At 70.2% G+C, this 22,532-nt stretch carries 24 protein-coding genes; 8 read left to right on the top strand and 16 right to left on the bottom strand.

Going from position 1 to position 22,532, the window contains the following annotated elements; translation table 11 throughout:
- From Ate02nite_RS44380 to arc, 7 genes are all read right to left on the bottom strand, one after another.
- The coding region (locus Ate02nite_RS44380) for a hypothetical protein (RefSeq protein WP_203814006.1) at positions 1-189 on the bottom strand (189 nt) is incomplete at its 3' end.
- A gap of 513 nt (positions 190-702) precedes the next feature.
- The gene (gene prcA / locus Ate02nite_RS44385; RefSeq protein ID WP_203814007.1) at positions 703-1,554 is read right to left on the bottom strand and encodes a proteasome subunit alpha; all 852 of its coding nucleotides are present in this window, start codon (positions 1,552-1,554) and stop codon (positions 703-705) included.
- A 51-nt stretch (positions 1,555-1,605) separates the two neighbouring features.
- Positions 1,606-2,445 (bottom strand): proteasome subunit beta, encoded by an 840-nt coding sequence (gene prcB / locus Ate02nite_RS44390; protein WP_203814008.1) that lies wholly within the window; start codon positions 2,443-2,445, stop codon positions 1,606-1,608.
- 259 nt (positions 2,446-2,704) lie between these two features.
- Entirely contained in the window at positions 2,705-2,920 is a 216-nt protein-coding gene (locus Ate02nite_RS44395) for a ubiquitin-like protein Pup (protein WP_203814009.1), read from the bottom strand.
- Between the two features lie 109 nt (positions 2,921-3,029).
- Positions 3,030-4,547 (bottom strand): depupylase/deamidase Dop, encoded by a 1,518-nt coding sequence (gene dop / locus Ate02nite_RS44400; RefSeq protein ID WP_354262765.1) that lies wholly within the window; start codon positions 4,545-4,547, stop codon positions 3,030-3,032.
- Positions 4,548-4,597: 50 nt separating this feature from the next.
- Positions 4,598-5,884 (bottom strand): acyltransferase family protein, encoded by a 1,287-nt coding sequence (locus tag Ate02nite_RS44405; protein WP_203814010.1) that lies wholly within the window; start codon positions 5,882-5,884, stop codon positions 4,598-4,600.
- Positions 5,885-5,945: 61 nt separating this feature from the next.
- Positions 5,946-7,727: a proteasome ATPase gene (gene arc, locus Ate02nite_RS44410; protein WP_203814011.1), complete on the bottom strand. Its 1,782-nt coding sequence runs from the start codon at positions 7,725-7,727 to the stop codon at positions 5,946-5,948.
- A gap of 174 nt (positions 7,728-7,901) precedes the next feature.
- Between arc and Ate02nite_RS44415 the strand changes: the two genes are divergently transcribed.
- On the top strand, positions 7,902-8,195 hold the full coding sequence (locus Ate02nite_RS44415) for a ferredoxin (RefSeq protein ID WP_203814012.1): 294 nt from the start codon (positions 7,902-7,904) through the stop codon (positions 8,193-8,195).
- Positions 8,196-8,284: 89 nt separating this feature from the next.
- On the opposite strand, the gene Ate02nite_RS44420 is transcribed toward Ate02nite_RS44415, so the two are convergent.
- The 3 genes from Ate02nite_RS44420 to Ate02nite_RS44430 all read right to left on the bottom strand — a co-directional run bounded on the left by Ate02nite_RS44420 (position 8,285) and on the right by Ate02nite_RS44430 (position 11,118).
- On the bottom strand, positions 8,285-8,878 hold the full coding sequence (locus Ate02nite_RS44420; RefSeq protein WP_203814013.1) for a hypothetical protein: 594 nt from the start codon (positions 8,876-8,878) through the stop codon (positions 8,285-8,287).
- Positions 8,879-8,971: 93 nt separating this feature from the next.
- The gene (locus Ate02nite_RS44425) at positions 8,972-9,889 is read right to left on the bottom strand and encodes a tRNA (adenine-N1)-methyltransferase (RefSeq protein ID WP_203814036.1); all 918 of its coding nucleotides are present in this window, start codon (positions 9,887-9,889) and stop codon (positions 8,972-8,974) included.
- 50 nt (positions 9,890-9,939) lie between these two features.
- The gene (locus Ate02nite_RS44430) at positions 9,940-11,118 is read right to left on the bottom strand and encodes a site-2 protease family protein (protein ID WP_438871327.1); all 1,179 of its coding nucleotides are present in this window, start codon (positions 11,116-11,118) and stop codon (positions 9,940-9,942) included.
- Positions 11,119-11,168: 50 nt separating this feature from the next.
- On the opposite strand from Ate02nite_RS44430, the gene Ate02nite_RS44435 reads away from it, so the two are divergent.
- Together Ate02nite_RS44435 and Ate02nite_RS44440 are read left to right on the top strand one after the other, a co-directional pair.
- Complete coding sequence (locus tag Ate02nite_RS44435; RefSeq protein WP_203814014.1) at positions 11,169-12,113, top strand: RecB family exonuclease; 945 nt, start codon at positions 11,169-11,171, stop codon at positions 12,111-12,113.
- Between the two features lie 91 nt (positions 12,114-12,204).
- Positions 12,205-12,855, top strand: coding sequence for a LuxR C-terminal-related transcriptional regulator (locus tag Ate02nite_RS44440; RefSeq protein WP_203814038.1), 651 nt, complete (start codon positions 12,205-12,207; stop codon positions 12,853-12,855).
- Between the two features lie 185 nt (positions 12,856-13,040).
- On the opposite strand, the gene Ate02nite_RS44445 is transcribed toward Ate02nite_RS44440, so the two are convergent.
- Positions 13,041-13,856 (bottom strand): DUF4097 family beta strand repeat-containing protein, encoded by an 816-nt coding sequence (locus Ate02nite_RS44445; protein ID WP_203814015.1) that lies wholly within the window; start codon positions 13,854-13,856, stop codon positions 13,041-13,043.
- 8 nt (positions 13,857-13,864) lie between these two features.
- Positions 13,865-14,347: a hypothetical protein gene (locus Ate02nite_RS44450; RefSeq protein ID WP_203814016.1), complete on the bottom strand. Its 483-nt coding sequence runs from the start codon at positions 14,345-14,347 to the stop codon at positions 13,865-13,867.
- A gap of 256 nt (positions 14,348-14,603) precedes the next feature.
- Between Ate02nite_RS44450 and Ate02nite_RS44455 the strand changes: the two genes are divergently transcribed.
- Together Ate02nite_RS44455 and Ate02nite_RS44460 are read left to right on the top strand one after the other, a co-directional pair.
- Entirely contained in the window at positions 14,604-15,341 is a 738-nt protein-coding gene (locus tag Ate02nite_RS44455; RefSeq protein WP_239148160.1) for an ABC transporter ATP-binding protein, read from the top strand.
- On the top strand, positions 15,342-17,870 hold the full coding sequence (locus Ate02nite_RS44460) for an ABC transporter permease (protein ID WP_203814018.1): 2,529 nt from the start codon (positions 15,342-15,344) through the stop codon (positions 17,868-17,870). It begins immediately after the preceding gene.
- Here Ate02nite_RS44460 and Ate02nite_RS44465 read toward each other — a convergent pair.
- Positions 17,839-18,525 (bottom strand): HAD family hydrolase, encoded by a 687-nt coding sequence (locus Ate02nite_RS44465; RefSeq protein ID WP_203814019.1) that lies wholly within the window; start codon positions 18,523-18,525, stop codon positions 17,839-17,841. The two genes, Ate02nite_RS44460 and Ate02nite_RS44465, sit on opposite strands and share 32 nt — an antisense overlap.
- Before the next feature lie 70 nt (positions 18,526-18,595).
- Between Ate02nite_RS44465 and Ate02nite_RS44470 the strand changes: the two genes are divergently transcribed.
- From Ate02nite_RS44470 to Ate02nite_RS49640, 3 genes are all read left to right on the top strand, one after another.
- Entirely contained in the window at positions 18,596-19,309 is a 714-nt protein-coding gene (locus tag Ate02nite_RS44470) for an aminoglycoside 3'-phosphotransferase (RefSeq protein ID WP_239148161.1), read from the top strand.
- A gap of 5 nt (positions 19,310-19,314) precedes the next feature.
- On the top strand, positions 19,315-20,040 hold the full coding sequence (locus tag Ate02nite_RS44475; RefSeq protein WP_203814021.1) for a YqjF family protein: 726 nt from the start codon (positions 19,315-19,317) through the stop codon (positions 20,038-20,040).
- A gap of 115 nt (positions 20,041-20,155) precedes the next feature.
- On the top strand, positions 20,156-20,281 hold the full coding sequence (locus Ate02nite_RS49640; RefSeq protein WP_203814022.1) for a DUF4190 domain-containing protein: 126 nt from the start codon (positions 20,156-20,158) through the stop codon (positions 20,279-20,281).
- A gap of 19 nt (positions 20,282-20,300) precedes the next feature.
- On the opposite strand, the gene Ate02nite_RS44485 is transcribed toward Ate02nite_RS49640, so the two are convergent.
- The 3 genes from Ate02nite_RS44485 to Ate02nite_RS44495 form a co-directional block, all read right to left on the bottom strand.
- Entirely contained in the window at positions 20,301-21,164 is an 864-nt protein-coding gene (locus Ate02nite_RS44485; protein ID WP_203814023.1) for a helix-turn-helix domain-containing protein, read from the bottom strand.
- Positions 21,165-21,226: 62 nt separating this feature from the next.
- A complete protein-coding gene (locus Ate02nite_RS44490; protein WP_203814024.1) occupies positions 21,227-21,931 on the bottom strand; it encodes an SDR family NAD(P)-dependent oxidoreductase in 705 nt (234 codons plus the stop codon).
- Between the two features lie 23 nt (positions 21,932-21,954).
- Positions 21,955-22,506: a hypothetical protein gene (locus tag Ate02nite_RS44495; protein WP_203814025.1), complete on the bottom strand. Its 552-nt coding sequence runs from the start codon at positions 22,504-22,506 to the stop codon at positions 21,955-21,957.
- Between the last annotated feature and the right edge of the window lie 26 nt (positions 22,507-22,532).

A 22,532-nucleotide genomic window follows, 5' to 3' on the forward strand; every position in this document is an offset into this window, starting at 1 on the left:
CCGCAGCGCCCGCAGCGCCCGCAGCGCCCGCAGCGCCCGCAGCGCCCGCAGCGCCCGCAGCGCCCGCAGCGCCCGCAGCGCCCGCAGCGCCCGATCTTGCGGAGTTCCTGTTCGGGTCGCCCGGGAACTCCACAAGATCGGCGACGGGTCGGGCTGGCCGGGCGAGAAACGGCCTGGCACCCACCGCACGCCCCATCCGCGCCGCCCGTCTGCGCCAGACCTTGATGAGTTGCTGCGCGGTCCGCGCGGGAACTCCACAAGATCGGCGGTGGACCGGCCGGCCGCGCGGGAAACGGCCTGACACCCGCCACACACCCGCCACGCGCCAGACCTTGATGAGTTGCTGCGCGGTCCGCGCCGGGACCCCACAAGGTCAGCGGCCAGGCGCGAACCGGCCCGGCTTCGCCGCACGCTTCGCCTGCGGCCTGTGGCCGTCTTGCGGAGTTCCAGCTCGGTCCGTGCGCAAACCCCACAAGGTCGGCGGCAGGTGGGGTGGAGCGCGCCGCCCGGCGCGCACTGGGCGCGCGCTCGGGCACTGGCCGGCGCCTTGGGCCGGGCCCGCCCGGCGGGGGCGCGCGGAGGGTGAGTCCCGCTCAGCGGAACCGCGCGCCAGGGGACTTGTCCGACGGCGTACCAAAAAGAGCGCGCGAAACGGCCGCGCGGGGGAAACGGTGAGGCGCGGCCGAAGCCGCGCCTCATCTCTCAGCTGCCGTCGCCGTTTGTATCGTCGGCGGGCTCGGCCGGGTCGTCCGGGATCTTGCCGGCGTCGGCCACCGGGGCTGCTGAGACCGTCGGCTTGTCCTCGGCCGGGTTCGGCGGGGCCGCGTCGGTCTCGCCCAGTTCCGACTCCGGCACGGCACCGTGGCCGAGCAGGGTGGTCAGGGTGTCGCCGGTGATGCGGCGGAACGTGCGGCCCTTGCGGCGGCGGTCCAGGACCGCCACCTCGAGCTGCTTGGCCGCCAGCGTGCGGGTCTGGCCGTTCTCGCCGCCGACGCTGCCCAGGGCCTTCGCGGCCAGCACCAGCGCGGTCTGCAGGTCGGCCGCGGTGTCGTGCTCGTCGCGCAGCACCCCGGAGATCGCCTCGGCCTGGCCGCCCATCGCCATGAAGCCCGGCTCGTCCATCACCGAGCCGTCGTAGGTGATGCGATAGAGCTCGTCGGCCTCCGGCGAGGCGCCGACCTGCGCGATGCAGACCTCCACCTCGTACGGCTTCTGGGTCTCCGAGAAGATCGCACCGAGGGTCTGGGTGAACGCGTTCGCCAGGCCCCGGCCGGTCACGTCGCGGCGGTCGTAGCTGTACCCGTTGAGGTCGGCCATCCGCACGCCGGCCCGGCGCAGGCTCTCGAACTCGTTGTAGCGACCGACGGCGGCGAAGCCGATCTTGTCGTAGATCTCGCTGATCTTGCGCAGGGTGGTGATGTTCTCGGCGACCAGCAGGATGCCGCCCTCATAGGTCAGCACCACGGCGGAGCGGCCGCGGGCGATGCCCTTACGGGCGTACTCCGAGCGGTCGCGCTGGACCTGCTCGGGTGATGCGTAGAACTGCATGGCCACGGCTGGCTACTTCCTCTCGTCCCGGTTGAAAGCAAGTGGTGGAACCGGGACTCAGCCGCCCGGGTTCTCCATCCGGCCGGCGACGACCTGCTCGGCCACCGCCGAGATCTCTTCCTCGGACAGCCGGTGGGTGCCCTGGGCCGTGGCCGTCATGACCACCGGGTAGATCTTGCGGGTCACGTCGGGCCCGCCGGTCGCGGTGTCGTCGTCGGCCGCGTCGTACAGCGCCTCGACGGCCAGCCGGATCGCGTCGGTGGTGCTGACGCCGGTCCGGTACTTCTTCTTCAGCGCGGACTTGGCGAACAGCGAGCCGGAGCCGATCGAGTCGTACCCGGTCTCCTCGTAGAGGCCGCCGGCCACGTCGAAGCTGAAGATGCGCCCGGCCTTGGCCCCGTCGGCCGGCGACAGGTCGTAACCGGCGAACAGCGGCACCACCGCGAGGCCCTGCATGGCCGCCCCGAGGTTGCCGCGCACCATGCCGGCCAGGCGGTTCGCCTTACCGTCGAGGGACAGCATGATGCCCTCGATCTTCTCGTAGTGCTCGAGCTCGACCTGGAACAGCCGCATCAGCTCGATGCCGATGCCGGCCGTGCCGGCGATGCCGATCAGCGAGTACGCGTCGGCGGGGTGCACCTTCTCGATGTCCCGGCTCGCGATGAGGTTGCCCATGGTGGCCCGGCGGTCGCCCGCCATCACCACGCCCTCGGCCGTCGTGATCGCCACGATCGTCGTGCCGTGCGGTGCCATGTCCCCCGCCAGGCCCGGAGGCAGCGGCCGGCGCCCCGGCAACATCTCAGGGGCCGCATGGGTCAGGAACTGCGTGAAGGAGGACGTCCCCGCGTTGGTGTAGATATCCGGGAGCCGACCGGATGGATCAAAGTCCTTAGCCACGTGGTTCCTTTCAGATACGTGATCGCGCGGGCGCCGATTCCCCCGGGGCGCCTTTGCAGTTGCAGCACAATATCCCGCGGAACCCACCCGGTGCGATGATCGTGATCGACGTGTCAGAGCCTCAGCTTGCCCGATCCGGCGTACCGAGGCCGCACTTATCCAGGCACCGCCCGGAAGGCCATTTTCCAGGCCTTCCGAGCGATGCCGGTTCGCTGAAAGCGAAACCGCTGTCCGACCCCTCAGGATCGGACAAAACGGCTTACTGGCCGCCCTTCTGGACGTATCCGCGGACGAACTCCTCCGCGTTTTCCTCCAGAACCGAGTCGATCTCGTCGAGGAGATCGTCGACGTCCTCGGTGATCTCGGCGTGCCGTTCGGCTACCTCCGGGTTGGCCTCGACGGTGACGTCCTCGATCTCCTCGCCGCTGCGGCTCTTGCCGGACTGCGACTGACCACCTGTGTCTCTGGTTGCCATGGGATGTCCCCCTTCTCCGCCACCCGAAGTCGCACAACATCGGGTATCGCAAACCTACCGCGCGGCTGTGACAAAACGACCCGCCGGGCGGTCCGTTTCGGTAAACCGCTCAGCGCGAGGTAATGACCTCGAGCAGGTCCTTCGCACTCTCGCACTTGTCGAAGAGGGCCCCGACGTGCTTTTTCGTGCCGCGCTCGGGTTCCATCATCGGCACCCGGACGAGCGATTCCCGGCCCACGTCGAAGATCACCGAGTCCCAGCTGGCCGCGACCACTTCGGACGCGTACTGCGCCAGGCAGCGGCCCCGGAAGTAGGCCCGGGTGTCGACCGGCGGCTCGTACATCGCGGCCTGGGTGTCGGCGTCGTCGAGCAGCGTCTTCATCGAGCCCCGGGCCACCAGGCGGTGGTAGAGGCCCTTCTCCGGGCGGACATCGGCGTACTGCAGGTCGACCAGCTGCAGCTTCGGCGACGACCAGCCGAGGCTCTCGCGCTCCCGGTAGCCCTCGAGCAGCCGCAGCTTGGCGACCCAGTCGAGGCTGTCGGACAGCTGCATCGGGTCGCGGCCGAGCTTGTCGAGCACGTCCTCCCAGCGGTCGAGCACGTCGGCCGTCTGGTCGTCGGCGTCGTCGCCCTGCCGCTCCTCGACGAACGCGCGGGCCCGCTCGTAGTAGGCCCACTGCAGGTCGAGCGCGGTGAGCCGGCGGCCGTCGCGCAGCCGGATCAGGTGCGTCAGGGTCGGGTCGTGGCTTACCGACTTGAGCTCGCTGACCGGGTCGGCGATGCCCAGGTCGCCGCTGAACACCTTCTCCTCGATCATCGCGAGGACCAGCGAGGTGGTGCCCATCTTGAGGTAGCTGGCGATCTCCGACAGGTTGGCGTCGCCGATGATCACGTGCAGCCGGCGGTACTTGTCGGCGTCGGCGTGCGGCTCGTCGCGGGTGTTGATGATCGGCCGCTTCAGCGTGGTCTCCAGGCCGACCTCGACCTCGAAGAAGTCGGCGCGCGAGGAGAGCTGGAAACCGGAGCCGGAGCCGTCCTGTCCGATGCCGACCCGGCCGACGCCGGTGAACACCTGCCGGGTCACGAAGAACGGGGTGAGATGAGCGACGATGTCGGCGAACGGGGTCTGCCGGCGCATCTGGTAGTTCTCATGCGACCCGTACGACGCGCCCTTGTTGTCGGTGTTGTTCTTGTAGAGCTGGATGCGGTGGGTGCCGGGGATGGTGGCGGCCCGCCGGGCCGCCTCGGCCATCACCCGCTCGCCGGCCTTGTCCCACTTGACGACGTCGAGCGGGTTGGTGCACTCGGGAGTGCTGTACTCCGGGTGCGCGTGGTCGACGTAGAGCCGGGCGCCGTTGGTCAGTATCACGTTGGCCAGGCCGAGGTCTTCGTCGGCGAGGGCGTCGGCCGGGTCGTAGGCGGCGCCGGAGTAGGTGAACCCCCGGGCGTCGCGCAGCGGCGACTCCTCTTCGTAGTCCCAGCGTGCGCGCCCCCCGCGATTGAGCTCGGGCCGGGCCCCATAAGCGTTGACGACCTGCGAGGACGTCACCATCGGATTGGCGCCGGGCTGCCCCGGGACCGAAATGCCGTACTCGACCTCGGTGCCCATAATTCGCCGAACACTCATGCGACCACTCCGCCCGCCCAGACAACGCCGCTGCTGCTCATGTATCGAGCCTAGACGCTCTGCCGCTCGTTCTGCCCCCGCCCGGTCGCCGTGGCGGCACGCTGGGTGGCGAGCAAGGCCGCCGGAACACCGCGGGGAGACAGCTTGGCGGTCAGCTTCCGGCCGAGTGCCTGGCCCGGCAGTTCCACCATGCGGTACGCGAGCCAGGCCACCCCAAGAGCGACGATCATGTACGCGAGCCCGGCCGCGACTCTGATCACACCGGCCCTGGTCCCGATATCCGGGACGAGCCGGGGAAGCAGGAACAGCAGCACGGCGTGCAGAAGGTACAGCGAGTAACTGATCCGGCCGAGCCACGTGAGTACCCCCGGAATCGGGCGGTTTCTCATGGCGTACGCAAAAAGGAACGTGACCGCGACCGCGCCGACGTTGGCCGACCAGACGAGCAGCGCGGCGGTCGTACCCAGATGTGTCCAATGCGCACCGATCACGCCCAGCGCGACCGTCGTCAGGGCGAGGGTCGCCGGCAGGCGGCCGAGCTGCCCGTGCTGCCACCGGTAGACCACGGTCCCGGCGAACATCACGGCCAGCAGCAGCAGACCCTGCCAGGACGCGATGACGGTGCTGTTCCTGGTGTCGTGGCCGTTGAGGGCGGGCAGGAGCACAAAGGCAAGGCCGGCGGCGCCGGCGAGGAGAACAAACCGATTCCGGATGTACGCGAGGACGCTGCACGCGATGACGACGACCAGGATCGCGGCCGTGAGTCGTCGTTGTCCCGGGGTGGCCCCGAAGAGGTCGTTGGGCAGTTTCGCAAAAGCCAGGAGCGCCAGCCCGGCGGCCCACCAGGCGCTGTGGCGATGCAGCCGCCAGGCGAACAGGCCGGAGACGATCAGATAGAAGGTCATCTCGTAGGCAAGGGTCCAGAAGACGCGCACGGCGCCGCGCTGGCCGAGCAGGTCGGGCATCATCGTGACGTGTCCGAGGACCCCGGTGACGGTCTCCTGCTGGAGCGACTTCTGCCAGGTCATCCATCCGGCGGCACACAGCAGGGCGACGAGGGCGATGGCGAACAGATATGCCGGATAAATACGGCATAGGCGGCCGACCCAGAAGCGGCTCAGGCTGCCGTGCTTCTCCAGGGACATCGGGATGACGTAGCCGGAGACCAGGAAGAACAGCAGCACGCCGTACTTCCCGAGGTCGATGTGCCGCATGACCGTGAGGTGCCGCTCGGAGCCCAGCACGATCGGGCTGAGGTGGAAGCAGACGACGGTGAGCGCGGCGTATCCGCGCAGGGCGTCGAGCCAGGCCAGGCGTACCGGATGGGGCGCGGTCATGCCCGGTGCAACGAGAAGGCGGGCGGAAGGGTGATCCCCCTCCGCCCGCCTCTATCGAGCCTTACAGGTACTGACCGGTGTTCGAAGCCGTCTCGATCGAGCGGCCGGCCTCGGCGCCCTTGCCACCGGAGACGAGCGTGCGGATGTAGACGATCCGCTCACCCTTCTTGCCGGAGATGCGGGCCCAGTCGTCCGGGTTGGTCGTGTTGGGCAGGTCCTCGTTCTCGCGGAACTCGTCGACGCAGGAATCGAGCAGGTGCTGCAGGCGCAGCCCCTTCTTCCCGGAGGTGAGGAACTCCTTGATCGCCATCTTCTTGCCGCGGTCCACGATGTTCTGGATCATCGCGCCGGAGTTGAAGTCCTTGAAGTACAGGACTTCCTTGTCACCGTTGGCGTAGGTGACCTCCAGGAAGCGATTCTCCTCGCTTTCCGTGTACATCCGGAGCACGACGGCCTCGATCATCGCGGCCACCGTGACGTCGCGGTCGTTGCCGTGCTCGATCAGATCGTCGGTCGAGAGCGGCAGGCCGGCCAGGATGTACTTGGCGAAGATGTCCTTGGCGGCCTCGGCGTCCGGGCGCTCGATCTTGATCTTCACGTCGAGTCGGCCGGGGCGCAGGATGGCCGGGTCGATCATGTCTTCCCGGTTGGACGCGCCGATCACGATCACGTTTTCCAGTCCCTCAACGCCGTCGATCTCGCTGAGGAGCTGGGGAACGATCGTGTTCTCCACGTCTGAGGAGACGCCCGAGCCACGGGTCCGGAAGATCGAGTCCATCTCGTCGAAGAACACGATCACCGGGGTGCCCTCGCCGGCCTTCTCCCGAGCCCGCTGGAAGACCAGGCGGATGTGCCGCTCGGTCTCACCCACGTACTTGTTCAGCAGTTCCGGGCCCTTGATGTTGAGGAAGTAGCTGGTGTGCTTCTCCTCGCCACGTCGCTCGGCGATCTTCTTGGCCAGTGAGTTGGCCACCGCCTTGGCGATCAGGGTCTTGCCACAGCCGGGCGGGCCGTAGAGCAGGATGCCCTTCGGCGGGCGCAGCTGGTGCTCCCGGAACAGGTCGGCGTGCAGGAACGGCAGCTCGACGGCGTCGCGGATCTGCTCGATCTGGGAGTGCAGGCCACCGATGTCGGTGTAGTCGACGTCGGGCACCTCCTCCAGGACGAGCTCCTCGACCTCGCTCTTCGGGATCCGCTCATAGGCGTACGCCGAGCGGGGCTCGATCATGAGCGAGTCGCCCGCACGCAGCTTCGCGATGTCGAGCGAGTCGGCGAGGAAGACGATGCGCTCCTCGTCGGCGTGCGAGACCACGAGAGCCCGGTCACCGCGCTGCCCGTCCGGGCCGGCCAGAACCTCCTTGAGGAGGACGACCTCCCCGGAGCGTTCGAAGCCGAACGCGTCGACGACGTTCAGCGCGTCGTTGAGCAGTACTTCCTGCCCGCGCTGAAGTTCCTCGACCTCGAGCGACGGTGAGACCGCCACCCGCAGCTTGCGGCCGCCGGTGAACACGTCGACCGTGCCGTCCTCGTGAGCTGACAGAAAAACGCCGTAGCCGCTGGGCGGCTGGGCGAGTCGGTCAATCTCTTCCTTGAGAGTGACGATCTGGGTTCGGGCTTCCTTGAGGGTCGCCACGAGCCGGTCGTTGTTCTCGGTCAGTCGGGCCAGCTGCGCCTGCGTTGCCGCGAGCCGTTCCTCGAGCTGCCGGACGTGTCGTGGGCTTTCGGTCAACTTTCGCCGAACAAGGGCGAGTTCCTCCTGCAGGAACGCGACCTGGCTGGAGAGATCGTTGGCCTCTTTCTCCCAACGTGCGGCGCGTGAATCCGCCTCGTCGCTACGTGCCACGTCCCACCTCCCCGGGGGCTCGAACGTCTTGCGATAACACTAGCTGCTGTAGCCCGGATTTCGACCCATGCAACACCCTCGTCACCGAGTCTTGATCCATTCGGTCAGTGGTAGCCAGTTGGTTGTCGGAGGCATCCGGTACCGTCGGCCGGGACCAATTTCAGGAGGTTGCAGTTGACGACGCAGACCGGTATAGAGGCGCTTCAGGTCTGGGTCGACCAAGACCTGTGCACCGGCGACGGGCTGTGTGTGCAGTACGCACCCGAGGTCTTCGAGTTCGACATCGACGGGCTTGCCTACGTCAAGGATCAGGCCGGTGAGCTGCTGCAATCCCCCGGAGCGCGAACTAGCGTGCCCGCGCACCTGATGCTCGAAGTGATCGACTCGGCCAAGGAGTGCCCCGGCGACTGCATCCACGTCGTGCGGTCCGCCGACGACGTCGAGGTGGCCGGCCCCGACGCGGATTGACCAACCTTCCGGGGGTACGCCGTTCGGGTAGGCGTCCCTCCGGACCGCGTTGGTGAAACGCGGAAAATGTCACATCCCCGAAATACGACTCACAGGGTCGGGCGGCCGACAAGCGAGGCCACGACGCGGGAGAACTCCTCGAGTCGGGCGATTTGCCCCGGTCCGCCGTCGTCGAGCGTCTTGCCGAACCGCAGCGCGTCGTGCCGCAGGGAGGTGCGGCCCTCGCTGCCCTCGTCCATGCCGGGCGGCGGGACGGCGTCGTCGATCGAGCTGAGCAGCAGGTAGACGTCGATGCTGTCGACCCGGGCCTGGCCGTTCGGGGTGCGGGTGAGCCGCCGGCGGCAGCCCACCTCGGTCACCGTGGAGAGCGGCACCACCCGCAGCGACGAGGTCATCGAGCCGACCGGGCCGTCGCCGGGCGCCACATCCTCCCCGTGCCACAGCACCAGGCGGCTGCCGTCACAGATGACGACCTCCTGCCAGACGCCGTTGACCTCGTTGACGAAGCGCTCGAGGGTGAAGCACAGCACCGACGCGCCGCGCAGCACCCCGAAGAGCGCGTCCAGCGCCACTTCGGGGTCGCGCAGATAGGCTCGGGCCGCTGAGTCGAGATCCTGATACGGAGACCAGTCCGGGAAGACCGCAGGCATCTCGTTGCTGCCGCCGAACGGCGGAGAACTCATCGCACCCACCCGATCCTCCCGTGCTCGCGCGCTTGCGCATTGGAAGCTACCCGACTCCAGCGGCCCTAGTCACATCGCTTCGTACGAGGACCTCTATCGATCCAGGTCGGCGGCCTCGGCCGGATCGGCGGCCGCCGCGGCCAGGGCAGCCTGGGCGGCACGGCGAAGTGCGTACGCTTCGGCGCCTTTGCTCGGTTTGCGCCGCCGTGGCGGCGCCGTCACGCCCGGCGCGAGTTTCCGCGCCGAGACCAGGAACGCGGTGTGCGCCACCATCCGGTGGTCGGGGCGGACCGCGAGGCCCTCGGCGTGCCAGTCCCGGACCAGCGACTCCCAGGCCCGCGGCTCGGTCCAGCCACCGCGCTCGCGCAGCGCCTCGACCAGCTCGGACAGCTGCGGGGTGGTCGCCACGTAACCGATGAAGACGCCACCGGGCACCAGCGAGCGCTCGACCATGTCGAGCGCCTCCCACGGGGTCAGCATGTCCAGGATGATCCGGTCGAAACCGGTGTCGGTGTTGTCCGCGACGTCACCGTTGTGCAGGTGCCAGGCCGGGTGCGGGCCGCCGAAGAACGCCTCGACGTTCTTCCGGGCGATCGCCGCGAAGTCGTCGCGCAACTCGAACGAGTGCAACTCGCCGCCGCTGCCCACGGCCCGCAGCAGAGAGCAGGACAGCGCGCCCGAGCCGGCCCCGGCCTCCAGAACCTTCGCACCGGGGAAGACGTCGCCCATCGCGACGATCTGCGCCGCGTCCTTCGGGTAGATCACCTGGGCGCCGCGCGGCATGCTCAGCACGTAGTCGCTGAGCAGCGGGCGCAACGCCAGGTATTGGGTGGCCCCGGCCGAGGTGACCACGCTGCCCTCGGGCAGGCCGATGATGGCGTCGTGGTCGAGGGCACCGCGGTGCGTGTGGTACGACTTGCCCGGCTCGAGCACGATCGTGTGCATCCGCCCCTTGGGGTCGGTGAGCTGGACGCGGTCACCCGCCCGGAACGGCCCGGTGTGCGCGGGCATCGAGTCCTCGACGACGGTGGCAGGCGAACTGGTCACAACTCTTCTCTCTGTCATGGTGCCGGTCTTCTCGGGCGGCGCGGCTCCAGCACGTCGGCGACATCACCGACGCGGAGCACACCCACCACATCCTGGTCTTCCTCGCCCGCGGTGATCACGTACTGCCCGGCCGGGTGGGCCTGCAGCGCGCGCACCACCTGCTCGCCGCTGAGCCCGAGCGGAAGCGCGGGCACGGCGTCGCGGGACCGGGACACGGTGTCCACGGCCACCCAGGGGCGCCGGTCGACCGGAATCCGCTCGGCGGCGACCGGGTCGACCAGTGCGGTGAGATTACCGGCCGAGTCGGTGACGGCCAGCACCACGTTCGGCCTCGGGTCCTCGGAGCGGCGCCGCTGGGCCTCGCCGAGCGGGGTGCCGGCCGGCACGGTCAGCAGCGGGCGGGCCAGCGCGGCCAGGTCGACGAGCGGGAACCGGCGGGTCATCCGGGCCAGCCGGATCGACTGGCCGGCGCCCTGCCACAGGGTGAACACCACCAGGATCACGAACGCCAGCCCGAACAGGGTGACCAGCTCGAGCCGGTAGAGCCAGATCGCGACGACCATGCAGGCGAACGCGATGACCCGGCCGGACCAGGCGGCGGCCTCGGTGGCCCGGTTGCGGTCCTTGATCAGCGCCCAGAGCCCGGCCCGCAGCGCCCGGCCGCCGTCCAGCGGCAGCCCCGGCAGCACGTTGAAGACGGCGACCAGCAGGTTGCTGGCGGCCAGCTGGAACGCGACCTGGTCGGCCAGGGTGCGGTCGGGCAGGGCCAGGGTGACCGCGGTGGCGACCCCGCCGAGCACCAGCGAGACGAGCGGCCCGGCCAGGCTGACCAGGGCGTCGACCTTGGGGGTGGGCGCGTCGCGGTCCATCTCGGTCCAGCCGCCGAGCAGTTCCAGGGTGATGCCGCGCACGCCGATCCGGTAGCGGCGGGCGGTCAGCGCGTGCCCCAGCTCGTGCAGCAGCACCGAGCCCAGCAGGCAGGCCACGAAACCGAGGCCGACCAGGTAGCCCACCGGGTCGGGCAGGTCGAGCTCGGAGCGCACCCAGTTGCCGTAGACGACGGTGACGAGCGCGGCCAGCAGCAGCATCGAGGAGTTCATGTAGATCGGGATGCGCAGCACGTGCCCCACCGGCCGGGCCGGGCGTCCGGCGGTGCGCGGTTGCGGTCTGCTCGGCTGCTCCACCCGGTCGATGCTACGGAGGCTCCGCATTTTCGTCGTACCCCTGCCCTAGCCTCTCTGACATGACGGCACAGACGGTCTCCTCGCCCCCGCCCGGCAGCTCCCCCGCGGGCCCCTCGCTGTCACCGTCGCGGGCGGCCGACTTCAAGACCTGCCCCCTGCTGTTCCGGTTCCGCACCATCGACAAGCTGCCCGAGCAGCCCACCGCCGACCAAGCCCGCGGCACGCTGGTGCACGCGGTGCTGGAGCGCCTGTTCGACCTGCCGGCCGCCGACCGCACCCCGCCCGCCGCCGCGGCCCTGGTGGAGCCGGCGTGGGCCGCCCTGCTGGAGGCCGAGCCCCGGCTGATCGAGATCTTCGACCCGCCGACCAAGCCCGCCGTCGTCGACCAGGCCGCCCTGCTCGCCGAGGCCGACGCGGGCGGCGCCGGCACACCCCAGCTGGCGACCTTCCTGGCCAGCGCGACCGCCCTGCTGGCGGGCTATTTCGCGGTGGAGGACCCGCAGCGCCTCGAGCCGGCCGAGCGGGAGGCCCTGGTGTCGACCCTGGTCGACGACGAGCTGCTGATCCGCGGCTACATCGATCGTCTCGACGTCTCCCCCGCCGGTGACCTGCGGGTGGTCGACTACAAGACCGGCGGCGCCCCGCGCGAGGCGTTCGAGGGCCGCGCCCTGTTCCAGCTGAAGTTCTACGCCCTGGTCCTGTGGCGCACCCGCGGCGTGGTCCCCCGCGTGCTGCGCCTGCTCTACCTGAAAGACGCCGAGATCTGCGACTACAGCCCCGACGCCGAGGAGCTGGAGCGTTTCGAGCGCACCCTGGTCGCCCTGTCCCAGGCCATCGAGCTGGCCAAACGCAACCAGGATTTCCGCCCGAAACCGAGCCGGCTCTGCGGCTGGTGCAGCCACCAGGCCTTCTGCCCGGAGTTCGGCGGCACCCCGCCGCCGTTCCCGACCGGCGAGGTGGTCCGCATCGACCTCACCCCCGCCGACGACGATCGCTTAGGGTGACGCCCAAAGCGTGACGGCGGAGGGGCGGTTCGGCGGGGTGAGCGAGACCAAGGCCAGGCCGGTGCGCGTGTTGCTGGCCGACCCGGCACCTATGCACCGTTCCGGCCTGCGCATGGTCCTCGCCGCGGAATCCGCCGACGGCCGCGGCGCGGCGCCGGAGATCGTGGTGGTGGGTGAGACCGGGGACGGGGCCGAGGCGGTCGAGCTGGCCCGGCGGCTGCTGCCGGACGTGCTGATCACCGAGATCGTGCTCCCCCGGCTGGACGGGCATGCCGTGGCGCGGGCGGTGTCGAAGGCCGGGCTGCCGGTGCGGGTGCTGGTCCTCACCGACCACGACACCGATGAGGGCGTGCTCGCCGCGATCGCGGCCGGGGCGGGCGGCTTCCTCCGCAAGGACGCACAGGGCCACGAGGTGATCGCGGCGGTGCGGGCGGTGGCGGTGGGCGGCGCGGTGATCACCCCGGTGGTGCTGGCCCGCATCCTGGCCCGGGTGGCCGAGGCGCTGCCGGCACCCGAGACCACCACGACCTCGAAGCTCGACGCGCTGACCGACCGGGAGCGCGAGGTGCTGGTGCACCTGGCCCGCGGCCACTCGAACGCGGAGATCGCCGGCGCCCTGCTGGTCAGCGAGACCACCATCAAGACCCACGTCGGCCACGTCCTGACCAAGCTCCGCCTGCGCGACCGCACCCAGGCCGTGGTCCTCGCCTATGAGACGGGCCTGGTCAAGCCGGGCAGCTGAACACGCCGCAGCGCCCGGTGGGCGGGCCACCGGGCGCGACGGTCAATGACGGCGAGGGTTCGGGGTGGGGCCGCGGCTCCGGGGCCACTCCGGCTGGGCCGGCTGGACGGCACGCGGGGCGGGCAACAGACGGCGGCGCACCACCTGGACGGCGGACTCGAGGCCGAAGCGGGAACCGGGGAGCATCAGGCGGCCTTGGCGGACTCGGTGGCGCGGTGCACGTGGATGTTGCCGCTGGCGGTGCGGATGCGCAGTTCCAGCGAGACCGGGTCGCCGGCCGGCGGGGTGTCACCGGCCGCGGTCAGGTCGCTGGACGAGCGGCCCGAGGCGGTGTTCAGGTCCATCCAGACGCCGGAGCCCGGAGCCACCCCCACCTGGACGTCACCGGACGCGGTCTTGACGCTCGCCTTGCCCTGACGCAGCCGGGCGATCTCGATGTCGCCGCTCGCGGTGCCCGCCTTGACCGAGGATTCGAGGCGGCCGGCCCGGATGTGGCCGCTCGCCGTGGAAGCGTTGACGTCACCGGTGACGTCACCGATGTGCAGGGCACCGGAGGAGCTCTTGATGCGTAGCCCGCCGCCGACCCGGCCGACCGCGATGTCACCGCTGGCCGCGTCGAAGTAGGCGTCCCCGATCACCTCGGCCACCTGGACGTCGGCCGAGGCCACGTTGACGTGCGCGGTGGAGAACACGCCGGCGGCGCGCACGTCGGCGGCCGCGCTCTTGGCGTGCAGCGCGGAGCCGATCGGGACCCGCGCGGTGATCAACAGTTTCGGGGTGCGGCGCCAGAGCCAGTGCTCGCTGCCGGGCGCCTGCACCAGCAGGGTGCCGTCGTCCAGCTCGACGCGGGTGTTGCGGGCGGCCTCCTGGGCCGCGTCGGAGGTGTCCATCGGCTGCACGTCCACCTGGACGGTGTCGCGCTCCTCGGCGGTGATCTCGACGAGACCGCCCTGGGCGCGCACGACGAGGGTGACGGGCTGGGCGTGGTCGAACTCGTACATAACGACTCCTAAGCCTGGAAATAGCCGGTCATGCGCTTGCCGGAGCGCGGGGGTTGCGGCGGCTGGTTGCGAAAGGTGAGGGCCGAGGTCACCGCGCGGACCAGCCACGCGTTGACCGAGATGCCCTCGGCGGCGGCCATCTGCTCGACGTGCGTCTTGAGCGACTCGGCCATCCGCAGGGTGAGCCGGGTGAGGTCGCCGGCATCCGGCATCGGCGGGGGCGGCGGCTGATTGTCGGGCTGTTCGGGTGCGGTGCGGGTGACCACCAGGTCGGCCTCGCGGCCGCGCAGCCGCACCTCGACGGTGGCGTCGGACAGGTGCGTGGTGATCTCGGCGGCCGCGTCGGACAGCGCCTCGAGCAGCGCCAGCCGGGCGGACGCCTCCAGTGAGTGGCCGAGCAACTCGGCCGCCCGAGTGGTCTCCGGGCCGCCCGGTGCCGCGGCGGCGGCAAGGTCGGCCCGGAGGGTCTCGAGGTAGGGCGTCAGGTCCATGTGACCCACTATGACGTCATCGATGACGTCAGTCAAGTCGAAAGCGGCGTCACGGTGACATCTCAGGGCTATCCCTGACGTCGCCTGGGGTGCACCCCGTACCGAAATCTCGCGTCCTGATACGACTGTGGGCGGACGTTTCCCGCCCGCCGCGCCGAAAGACTGATTCCTGCCGGCCGGGCCTCAGGCCCGGCCGGACCAAGACGGACGGGCCGGCCAAAACGGGGGCGGCCCGCACAAGATGGGGGCTCAGACGATGGAGACGCCTGTTGCGGCACGCGCCGAAGAGGTGTGGAAGGTGTACGGGAAGGCGGAGGCTCAGGTCGTCGCCCTTCGTGGGGTGAGTGCGAGTTTCGGCCGCGGGAAGTTCACCGCGATCATGGGTCCGTCCGGCAGCGGCAAGTCGACGCTGATGCACTGCCTGGCCGGGCTGGACACGGTCACCCGGGGCACGGTGCACATCGGCGGCACCGAGGTGACCGGGCTGAACGACAAGGCGCTGACCCGGCTGCGCCGCGACCGGGTGGGTTTCATCTTCCAGCAGTTCAACCTGCTGCCCACGCTCACCGCGGCGGAGAACATCCGGCTGCCGCTGGACATCGCCGGTAGGAAGCCCGACCCGCAGTGGTGGGACACGGTGATCGAGACCGTTGGGCTGACCGACCGGCTCAGCCACCGGCCGGCCCAGCTCTCCGGCGGTCAGCAGCAGCGGGTGGCGTGCGCCCGGGCGCTGATGAGCCGCCCCGACGTGATCTTCGCGGACGAGCCGACCGGCAACCTCGACTCCAAGTCGGGTGCCGAGGTGCTGGCGTTCCTGCGCGACAGCGTGCGCGAGCACGGCCAGACCATCGTCATGGTCACCCACGACCCGGTCGCCGCCAGCTACACCGACCGGGTGGTCTTCCTGGCCGACGGCTCGATCGTGCACGAGCTGGCCAAGCCCACCCCGGAGACCGTCCTCGAGGCGATGAAGTCCGGAGAGGTGCTGGTCTAGATGTTGCGCGCGACGCTGAAGAGTCTGCTCGGCCGCAAGCTGCGGCTGGTGCTCTCCGGCCTGGCCGTGGTGCTCGGCGTGATGTTCGTGGCCGGCGCGTTCGTGGTGACCGACACCCTCGGTCGCTCGTTCGACCAGCTGTTCGCCACCGCGTTCGCGGGCACCGACGTGAGTGTCTCGGCCAAGCCCAAGATCGAGGTCTCCGAGATGGAGGGCGAACAGGTCCCCTCCGCGCTACCGGCGAGCATCGTCAACGAAGTCCGAAATGTCCAAGGAGTCGCAAAGGCCACGGGCATGGTCACCGCCGACGGCGCCCGGGTGATCGGCTCGGACGGCAAGGTGCTGGCCGGCACCGGCCCGCCCCGCCTGGGCGGCAACTGGGTGGGCGAGGACGACCTGCTCAAGCTGCGCGAGGGCCGCGGCCCCCAGCAGGACGACGAGATCGCGGTCAACGCGCTGGTCGCCAAGCAGGGCAAGCTGAAGATCGGCGACCGGGTGGGCGTGCTCACCCTGGAGCCGAAGAAGACGTTCACGCTGGTCGGCATCTGGGGCTACCAGAACGACAAGGACTCGATCGGCGGATCGCAGGAGGTCGCCTTCACCGAGCCGGTCGCCCAGAAGCTGATGATCGGCCAGACCGGCATGTTCAACATGATCAACGTGAAGGCCGCCGACGGGGTCACCCCGGAGCAACTGCGCGATCGGATCGCCACCACGGTCGGCACCGGCTACGACGTCAAGACCGGCGACCAGCTGGCCGAGGACAACGCCGCGAGCCTCAAGGAGTTCCTCGGCTTCTTCAACAAGATCCTGCTGGGCTTCGCGAGCGTCGCCCTGTTCGTCGGGATCTTCCTGATCCTCAACACCTTCTCGATCATCGTGGCCCAGCGCACCCGGGAACTCGCGATGATGCGGGCGCTCGGCGCGAGCCGGCGTCAGGTGATCGGCTCGGTGCTGCTGGAGGCGGTGGTGATCGGCCTGGTCGCGGCCCTGATCGGGCTGGCCGCCGGGGTCGGCGTCGGAGCCGGGCTGGGCCAGCTGTTCGCCTCGCTCAACGACGGCTTCGAGATGGCGAGCGTCGGGGTGCCGCTGTCCGCGATCCTCAGCTCGCTGATCGTCGGCGTGCTGGTCACCGTGGTGGCGGCGGTGCTGCCGGCGCTGCGCGCCTCGCGGATCTCGCCGGTCGCCGCCATGCAGGACGTGGCCACCCCGGACCGGCCGCTCACCAAGGTGAGCGTCGCCGGCGCGGTGGTCGGTGCGATCGGCGGGACGATGCTCGGCATCGGGCTGTACGGATCGGGTGGACTGTGGCTGATCCTCGGCGGCGTACTCGTCAGTTTCATCGCCGTCGCCCTGCTCACGCCGCTCATCTCCCGCCCGGTGGTGGGCCTGCTGGGCCGGCTGTTCTCCTGGTCGGTCCCGGGCCGGCTGGGCCGGCTCAACTCGGGCCGCAACCCGCGCCGCACCGCCATCACGGCGGCCGCCCTGATGGTCGGCATCGCCCTGGTCACCGGCGTGACCGTGGTGATGAACTCGGCCAAGACCAGCATCGCCGCGACCGCGGAGGACACGGTCAAGGCGCAGATCATCATCGGTGGCGAGCAGAACGGCCCGCGGCCGCCGACCTTCGACCCGGCGGTTCTCGACCAGACCCGGGAGATCACCGGGGTGCGCGCCGCCGCCGGCATCTGGAACGACCAGGCCCAGATCAACGGCAAGCTGACGTACGTCACCGCGACCGACGACCTGACGAAACTGGCCGACGCGTTCGGTGGTCCGCAGCTGCCGGTGCTCAAGTCCGACCAGGTCGCGATCAGCACGAAGGAGCTGACCGACAAGGGCTGGAAGGTCGGGGACAGCCTGAACGTCCAGTTGTCGCACGGCGACGCGCATCGGTACACGATCGCGGCGTCCTACGACGAGGACTTCATGCCCGGCACCTACTTCCTGCCGGCCGACGCGACCAAGGACTTCGGCATTCCGCAGCCGGTCTTCGCGTTCGTCCGGCTGACCGACGGCACCACCGTCGACCAGGTGCTGCCCGGCATCAAGGCCCTGGTGGCCGACAGTCCCGAGGTGTCGGCCAGCGACCGCACCACGTTCATCAACCAGCAGCTGTCCGACTTCGACACCGTGATCACCATGGTGCAGGTGCTGCTGGCGCTGGCGATCCTGATCGCGGTGCTGGGCGTGGTCAACACCCTGGCCCTGTCGGTGCTGGAACGCACCCGCGAGCTGGGCCTGCTGCGGGCGGTCGGGCTGAGCCGGTCCCAGACGATGCGGATGGTGACGGTCGAGGCCGTGGTCATCTCGGTCTTCGGGGCGCTGCTCGGGGTGGTCGTCGGTTCCGGGCTGGGCGCGGCCGTGGTGCGGGCCCTGAACGACGACGGCATCGACAAGCTGGTGCTGCCGTGGGGCGGGATGGCCCTCTACCTGGTGCTGGCCGCGCTGGTCGGGGTGCTGGCCTCGGTGCTGCCGGCGATCAAGGCGGCCCGGCTCAATGTTCTGGCTGCAATAGCCGCTGAGTGATCAACAGCTGGGTCAGATAGGCGGGGTCCACCCCGACCAGGGAACGGCGCAGGTGGACCCCGTCGGTCGCGGGCAGCTCCAGCTCGGCCGGCACGGCCAGCACGACCGCCCCCGAGGCGAGCGCGCTGGCCACGCCGGTCGGCGAGTCCTCGATCGCGACGCACTGCTCGATCGGCACACCCAGCAGGGCGGCGGCCGTACGGTATGGCTCGGGGTCGGGTTTGGGCATGGTGACCTCGTCGCCGCAGACCACCACGTCGAAGTTCTCCCGGCCCAGGGTGTCCAGGGCGGCCTCGACGAGGATGCGGCCGGTGGAGGTCACCAGCGCGGTCGGCATGCCGGCCTTCTTGACCGCCCGCAACAGCTCGGCCGCGCCGGGACGCCACACCAGACCCTCGCGGAACAGGTTGAACACCCGCGAGGTCAGCCACTTGACGTCCGCTTCCTCGGGGCGGTCGGGCTGGCCGAGGTCCTCCCGGAAGATCCGCATGCTGGACTTCATGCTGCCGCCGACCATCGCGGCCCGGGCCTCGGGAGAGAGCGTGCCGCCGGCCCAGGCGGCCAGCTCGTGCAGCGCGATCTCCCAGACCTTTTCGCTGTCCACCAGCGTGCCGTCCATGTCGAAGAGCACCGCGGCGGGTCGTTGTGAGTTCATCGCCGCCAATTCTTCCCGCCCGGCCGGGCATCCGGGGCGACCTGTGACGCAAGTGGCAGAGTTGACCCCCGTGCAGCCTCCGGAGACCGACTTCGGCGACGACATCGCCGTCCCCGCCGCCGTGACCGCCCTCGCCGAGGGGCGACCCCTGACCCCGATATGGCGCAATGTCCTCGGCGGCCTGACATATCGCATCGGCAGCGACTATTTCGTGAAGTTCGCCCCACGCGGGTCGAATCTGCCGCTGCGGAACGAGGCCAGTCGCCTGGCCTGGGCCGCCCGCTACACCCCGGTTCCCGAGGTCGTCAGCAGCGGAAGCGACGAAACCGGCGAGTGGCTGGTGACCAGGGCGATCAACGGCTGGTCCGCGGTCGACAAGCGCTGGGACAAGGCCACCGCGGTAACCGCGATCGCAGCCGGGCTGAAAGAGCTGCACCACGGCGTACCCGTCAAGGAATGTCCTTTTGATTGGAGCGTCGAACGCCGCCTCGGCGAGGTCGACCGTGGCAAGATCGGCGACCCGCCGGCCATCGACCGCCTGGTCGTCTGCCAGGGCGACCCCTGTGCCCCCAACACCCTGATCGGCCCGGACGGCCGCTGGGTCGCGCACGTCGACCTGGCCGCGCTCGGTGTGGCCGACCGCTGGGCCGACCTGGCGGTCGCCTCCTACAGCCTGAGCTGGAACTACGGCGACGGCTGGGAGGACCTGTTCTTCGCGACCTACGGCATCGACCCCGACCCGGAACGCATCGCGTACTACCGGTTGCTGTGGGATCTAGGCTGAGATCCATGTCGGTCGAGGAGGTCACCCCCGAGACGGTCCGGCCGGTGCGCCGGTCGATCCTGGTGCAGCGCTGGGCCGACCTGACGTTCCTGCACTGGCCGATCGATCCGGCGATCATCGCGCCGCTGTTGCCCGCCGGCACCACCCCTGACCTGCTCGGCGGCGTCACCTACGTCGGCCTGATCGCGTTCCGGATGGAGGGCCTCGGCTTCCTGCGCGGCCCCGGAATCCCCTATCTCGGCACGTTCGCCGAGACCAACGTGCGTCTCTACAGCGTGGACCAAAACGGTCATCGAGCGGTTGTGTTCCTGTCGCTCGACGCCGAACGCCTGCTGCCGGTGCTCACCGCGCGAGCCTCGCTGCGCCTGCCGTACATGTGGTCGCGGATGCGCCTGCGTAAGGACGGCGACGTCATCGCGTACACCTCACAACGCCGCTGGCCGCGACCGAGAGGCACGAGCAGCACCCTCACCGTCCGCATCGGCGATGAAATCGCCGAACCCACCGCATTGGAACACTTCGTCACGGCGCGTTGGGGCCTGCACACGAACGCCTGGGGCCGCACGATCCATCTGCCCAACGAACACTCCCGCTGGCCACTGCGCCGCGCAACCTTGCTCGACCTCGACGACGAACTGATCGCCGCCACCGGCCTGCCCACGCCGCAAGGCCCGCCGGCCAGCGTCCTCTACTCCCCCGGGGTCAAGGTCAACTTCGGGCAACCCCTTTAGCCGTACGTCCTAGGGGCCCCAAAAGCATCGGCCCGGACCGCCGCGGCGGCCGGCCCGGCGGCGGCGCAAGGCCGTCGCGGTCCGCCGGGTGGCGGGCCCTTGTCACCATCGGCCCATGGATGACGATCAGTCCCGGGACCTCGCCCTGCGCCGCGCCGACCGCACCGGCGAGGGCCGCAAGATGGCCCTGGCCGGCCTGGTGATCTCGGCGGTCTGGCTGATGGCCGGAACCAAGGCGTGAGGGTTGCCGCTGTTGCAGGTCAGCGACCTGGACGTGGGCTGACCGGGGCCGCCCAGCTGGCCAGCAGGCGCAGGGCGTCGTCGTCGGCCGAGCCGGCCGGCGCGCTGAGCGCGATCAGCGTCAGCCCCGGGTCGGCGGTCAGCGGCATGGCCTCGTAGCTGAGCGTGATCTCGCCGACCACCGGATGCCGGAACTGTTTGACCCCGGTGCGGTGCAGGCGCACGTCGTGCGCGGCCCACCGGGTCCGGAAGTCCTCGCTGCGGGTGCAGAGCTCGCCGACGAGATCGGTGAGGTCCCGGTCGTAGGGGTCGCGGCCGGCCTCGGTGCGCATCATCGACACGGTGTCGGCGGCGATCCGTTCCCAGTCGACCCAGAAGTCCCGGGCCAGCGGGTTCAGGAACGCGAACCGGGCATGGTTGGCCGGCCGCGCCGGGTCGTCGAACATCGGCGCGTACAGCGCCCGGGCCAGCGGATTGGCCGCGAGAACGTCACCCCGGCCGTTGTTGACGAGCGCCGGGATCGCGGTCATCAGTTCGAGGAGCCGGGCCACGCTCGGCCGGATCTGCCCGGCGGCCGGCTTCCGGCGTCCGCGACCGGCCGGTCCCGCGGCGCGGGCCAGGTCAGCCAGGTGCGCCTGCTCGGCCTCGTCAAGTTGCAGGGCGCGGGCAAGGGCGTCGAGCACACTGCCGGAGACCCCGGCCAGGTTGCCCCGTTCCAGCTGGGCGTAGTACTCCACGCTGACCCCGGCCAGGTCGGCGACCTCGCTGCGGCGCAGTCCGGGCACCCGCCGATTACGGCTGAAGCTGACCAGCCCGGCCTGCTCCGGAGTGATCCGGGCGCGGCGGGAGGTGAGGAAAGCCTTCACCTCAGCACGGTTGTCCACGCTCCCAGGCTAGGTCGGATCGCCGACCTCAGGGGTGGGCTGCTGGTACACCCCCGGGCCCGCTACAGCAGAAGGCCGCCGGTGGCGCGGATGTTCTGGCCGGTGACCCAGCCGCCGTCGGCCGAGACCAGGAACGCCACCACTGCGGCGATGTCGTCCGGGGCTCCCAGCCGGCCCAGGGCGGTGAGCCGCGCCTCCTCCTCCAGGGCCTCCGCCGAGTTGCCGCCCCGCAGCAGGTCGGTGTCGGTGGCGCCCGGCGACACCGTGTTGACGGTGATCCCGCGCGGCCCGAGTTCCTTGGCCGCGACCGAGGTGACCTGTTCGAGGGCGGCCTTGCTGGCGCAGTAGAGCGACAGCCCCGGCCCGGACAGGACCGTGTTGAGCGTGGAGATGTTGACGATCCGCCCGCCGTCCCGCAGCAGCGGCACGGCCCGCTGGATGGCCAGCAGCGGGAACCGGAAGTTGACCGTGAACACCCGGTCGATCTCGGCGACGGTCAGCTCCGCGATCGGCGTCTGCGGCGCGATCGCCGCGTTGTTGACCAGGATGTCGAGCCCGTCCCCCACCCGCTCGAAGATCGCGTCCAGGTTCCCGAGGTCCTCCTGATCGGCCCGCACGGCCACGGTCCCGTCGATCGGATCGACCGGCTCCGCGTGCGCGTAGGTGAACACCACCCGCGCCCCGGCCGCGGCGAACCGCGCCACGATGGCCCGCCCGATCCCTTTCGACCCACCCGTGACAACCGCCGTCTTGCCGCTGAGATCCATGCCCAGCAATCTAGAGCGGCGGCTCAGACCTTGGTGGGCAGGCGGCGGTGCAGCTCGGCGATCAGGACCTCCGGGCCGGGCGACATCAGGCCCACGTCGACCAGGTAGGAGACCTCGCCACCACGCTTGCGCATCCGGGGGGCGCGGCCGGCGCCGTCAAGTACGGTGGCGAAATCGGGGGCGATCGGGGTCACCACCAGCTCCCGGAACGGGCCCCAGTGCCGCAGCGAGACCGTCGCGATGCCCGCCCACGGCAGGTGCACCGGCTTGCGGCCGGTCGCGGCGAAGTCGAGGCCGTGCATGGAGCTGTGCAGCCAGCCGAAACGCTTCCAGGCCACCAGCAGGATGACGGCGGAGAACACGGCCGGGAGGATCAGGGCCAGTTCCAGGTACATCACCAGGCTGTCGCCCGGCAGCGGGTGGCCGAGAGCGAGCCGGATGAGGATGTGCAGGCCGAGACAGACCACCCACACGGCCGCGGCCACCCACAGCATGGTCACGTACACCATGGCTCGGGGCTGGAAGAACGTCACGGTGTCGTCGGCCGGTCCGAGGACTTGGTCGATGTGCGCCACCGTTGCATTATGCGGGTTTATACAGC

This window comes from Paractinoplanes tereljensis (assembly GCF_016862435.1).
In the GTDB taxonomy this organism is placed as follows: domain Bacteria; phylum Actinomycetota; class Actinomycetes; order Mycobacteriales; family Micromonosporaceae; genus Actinoplanes; species Actinoplanes tereljensis.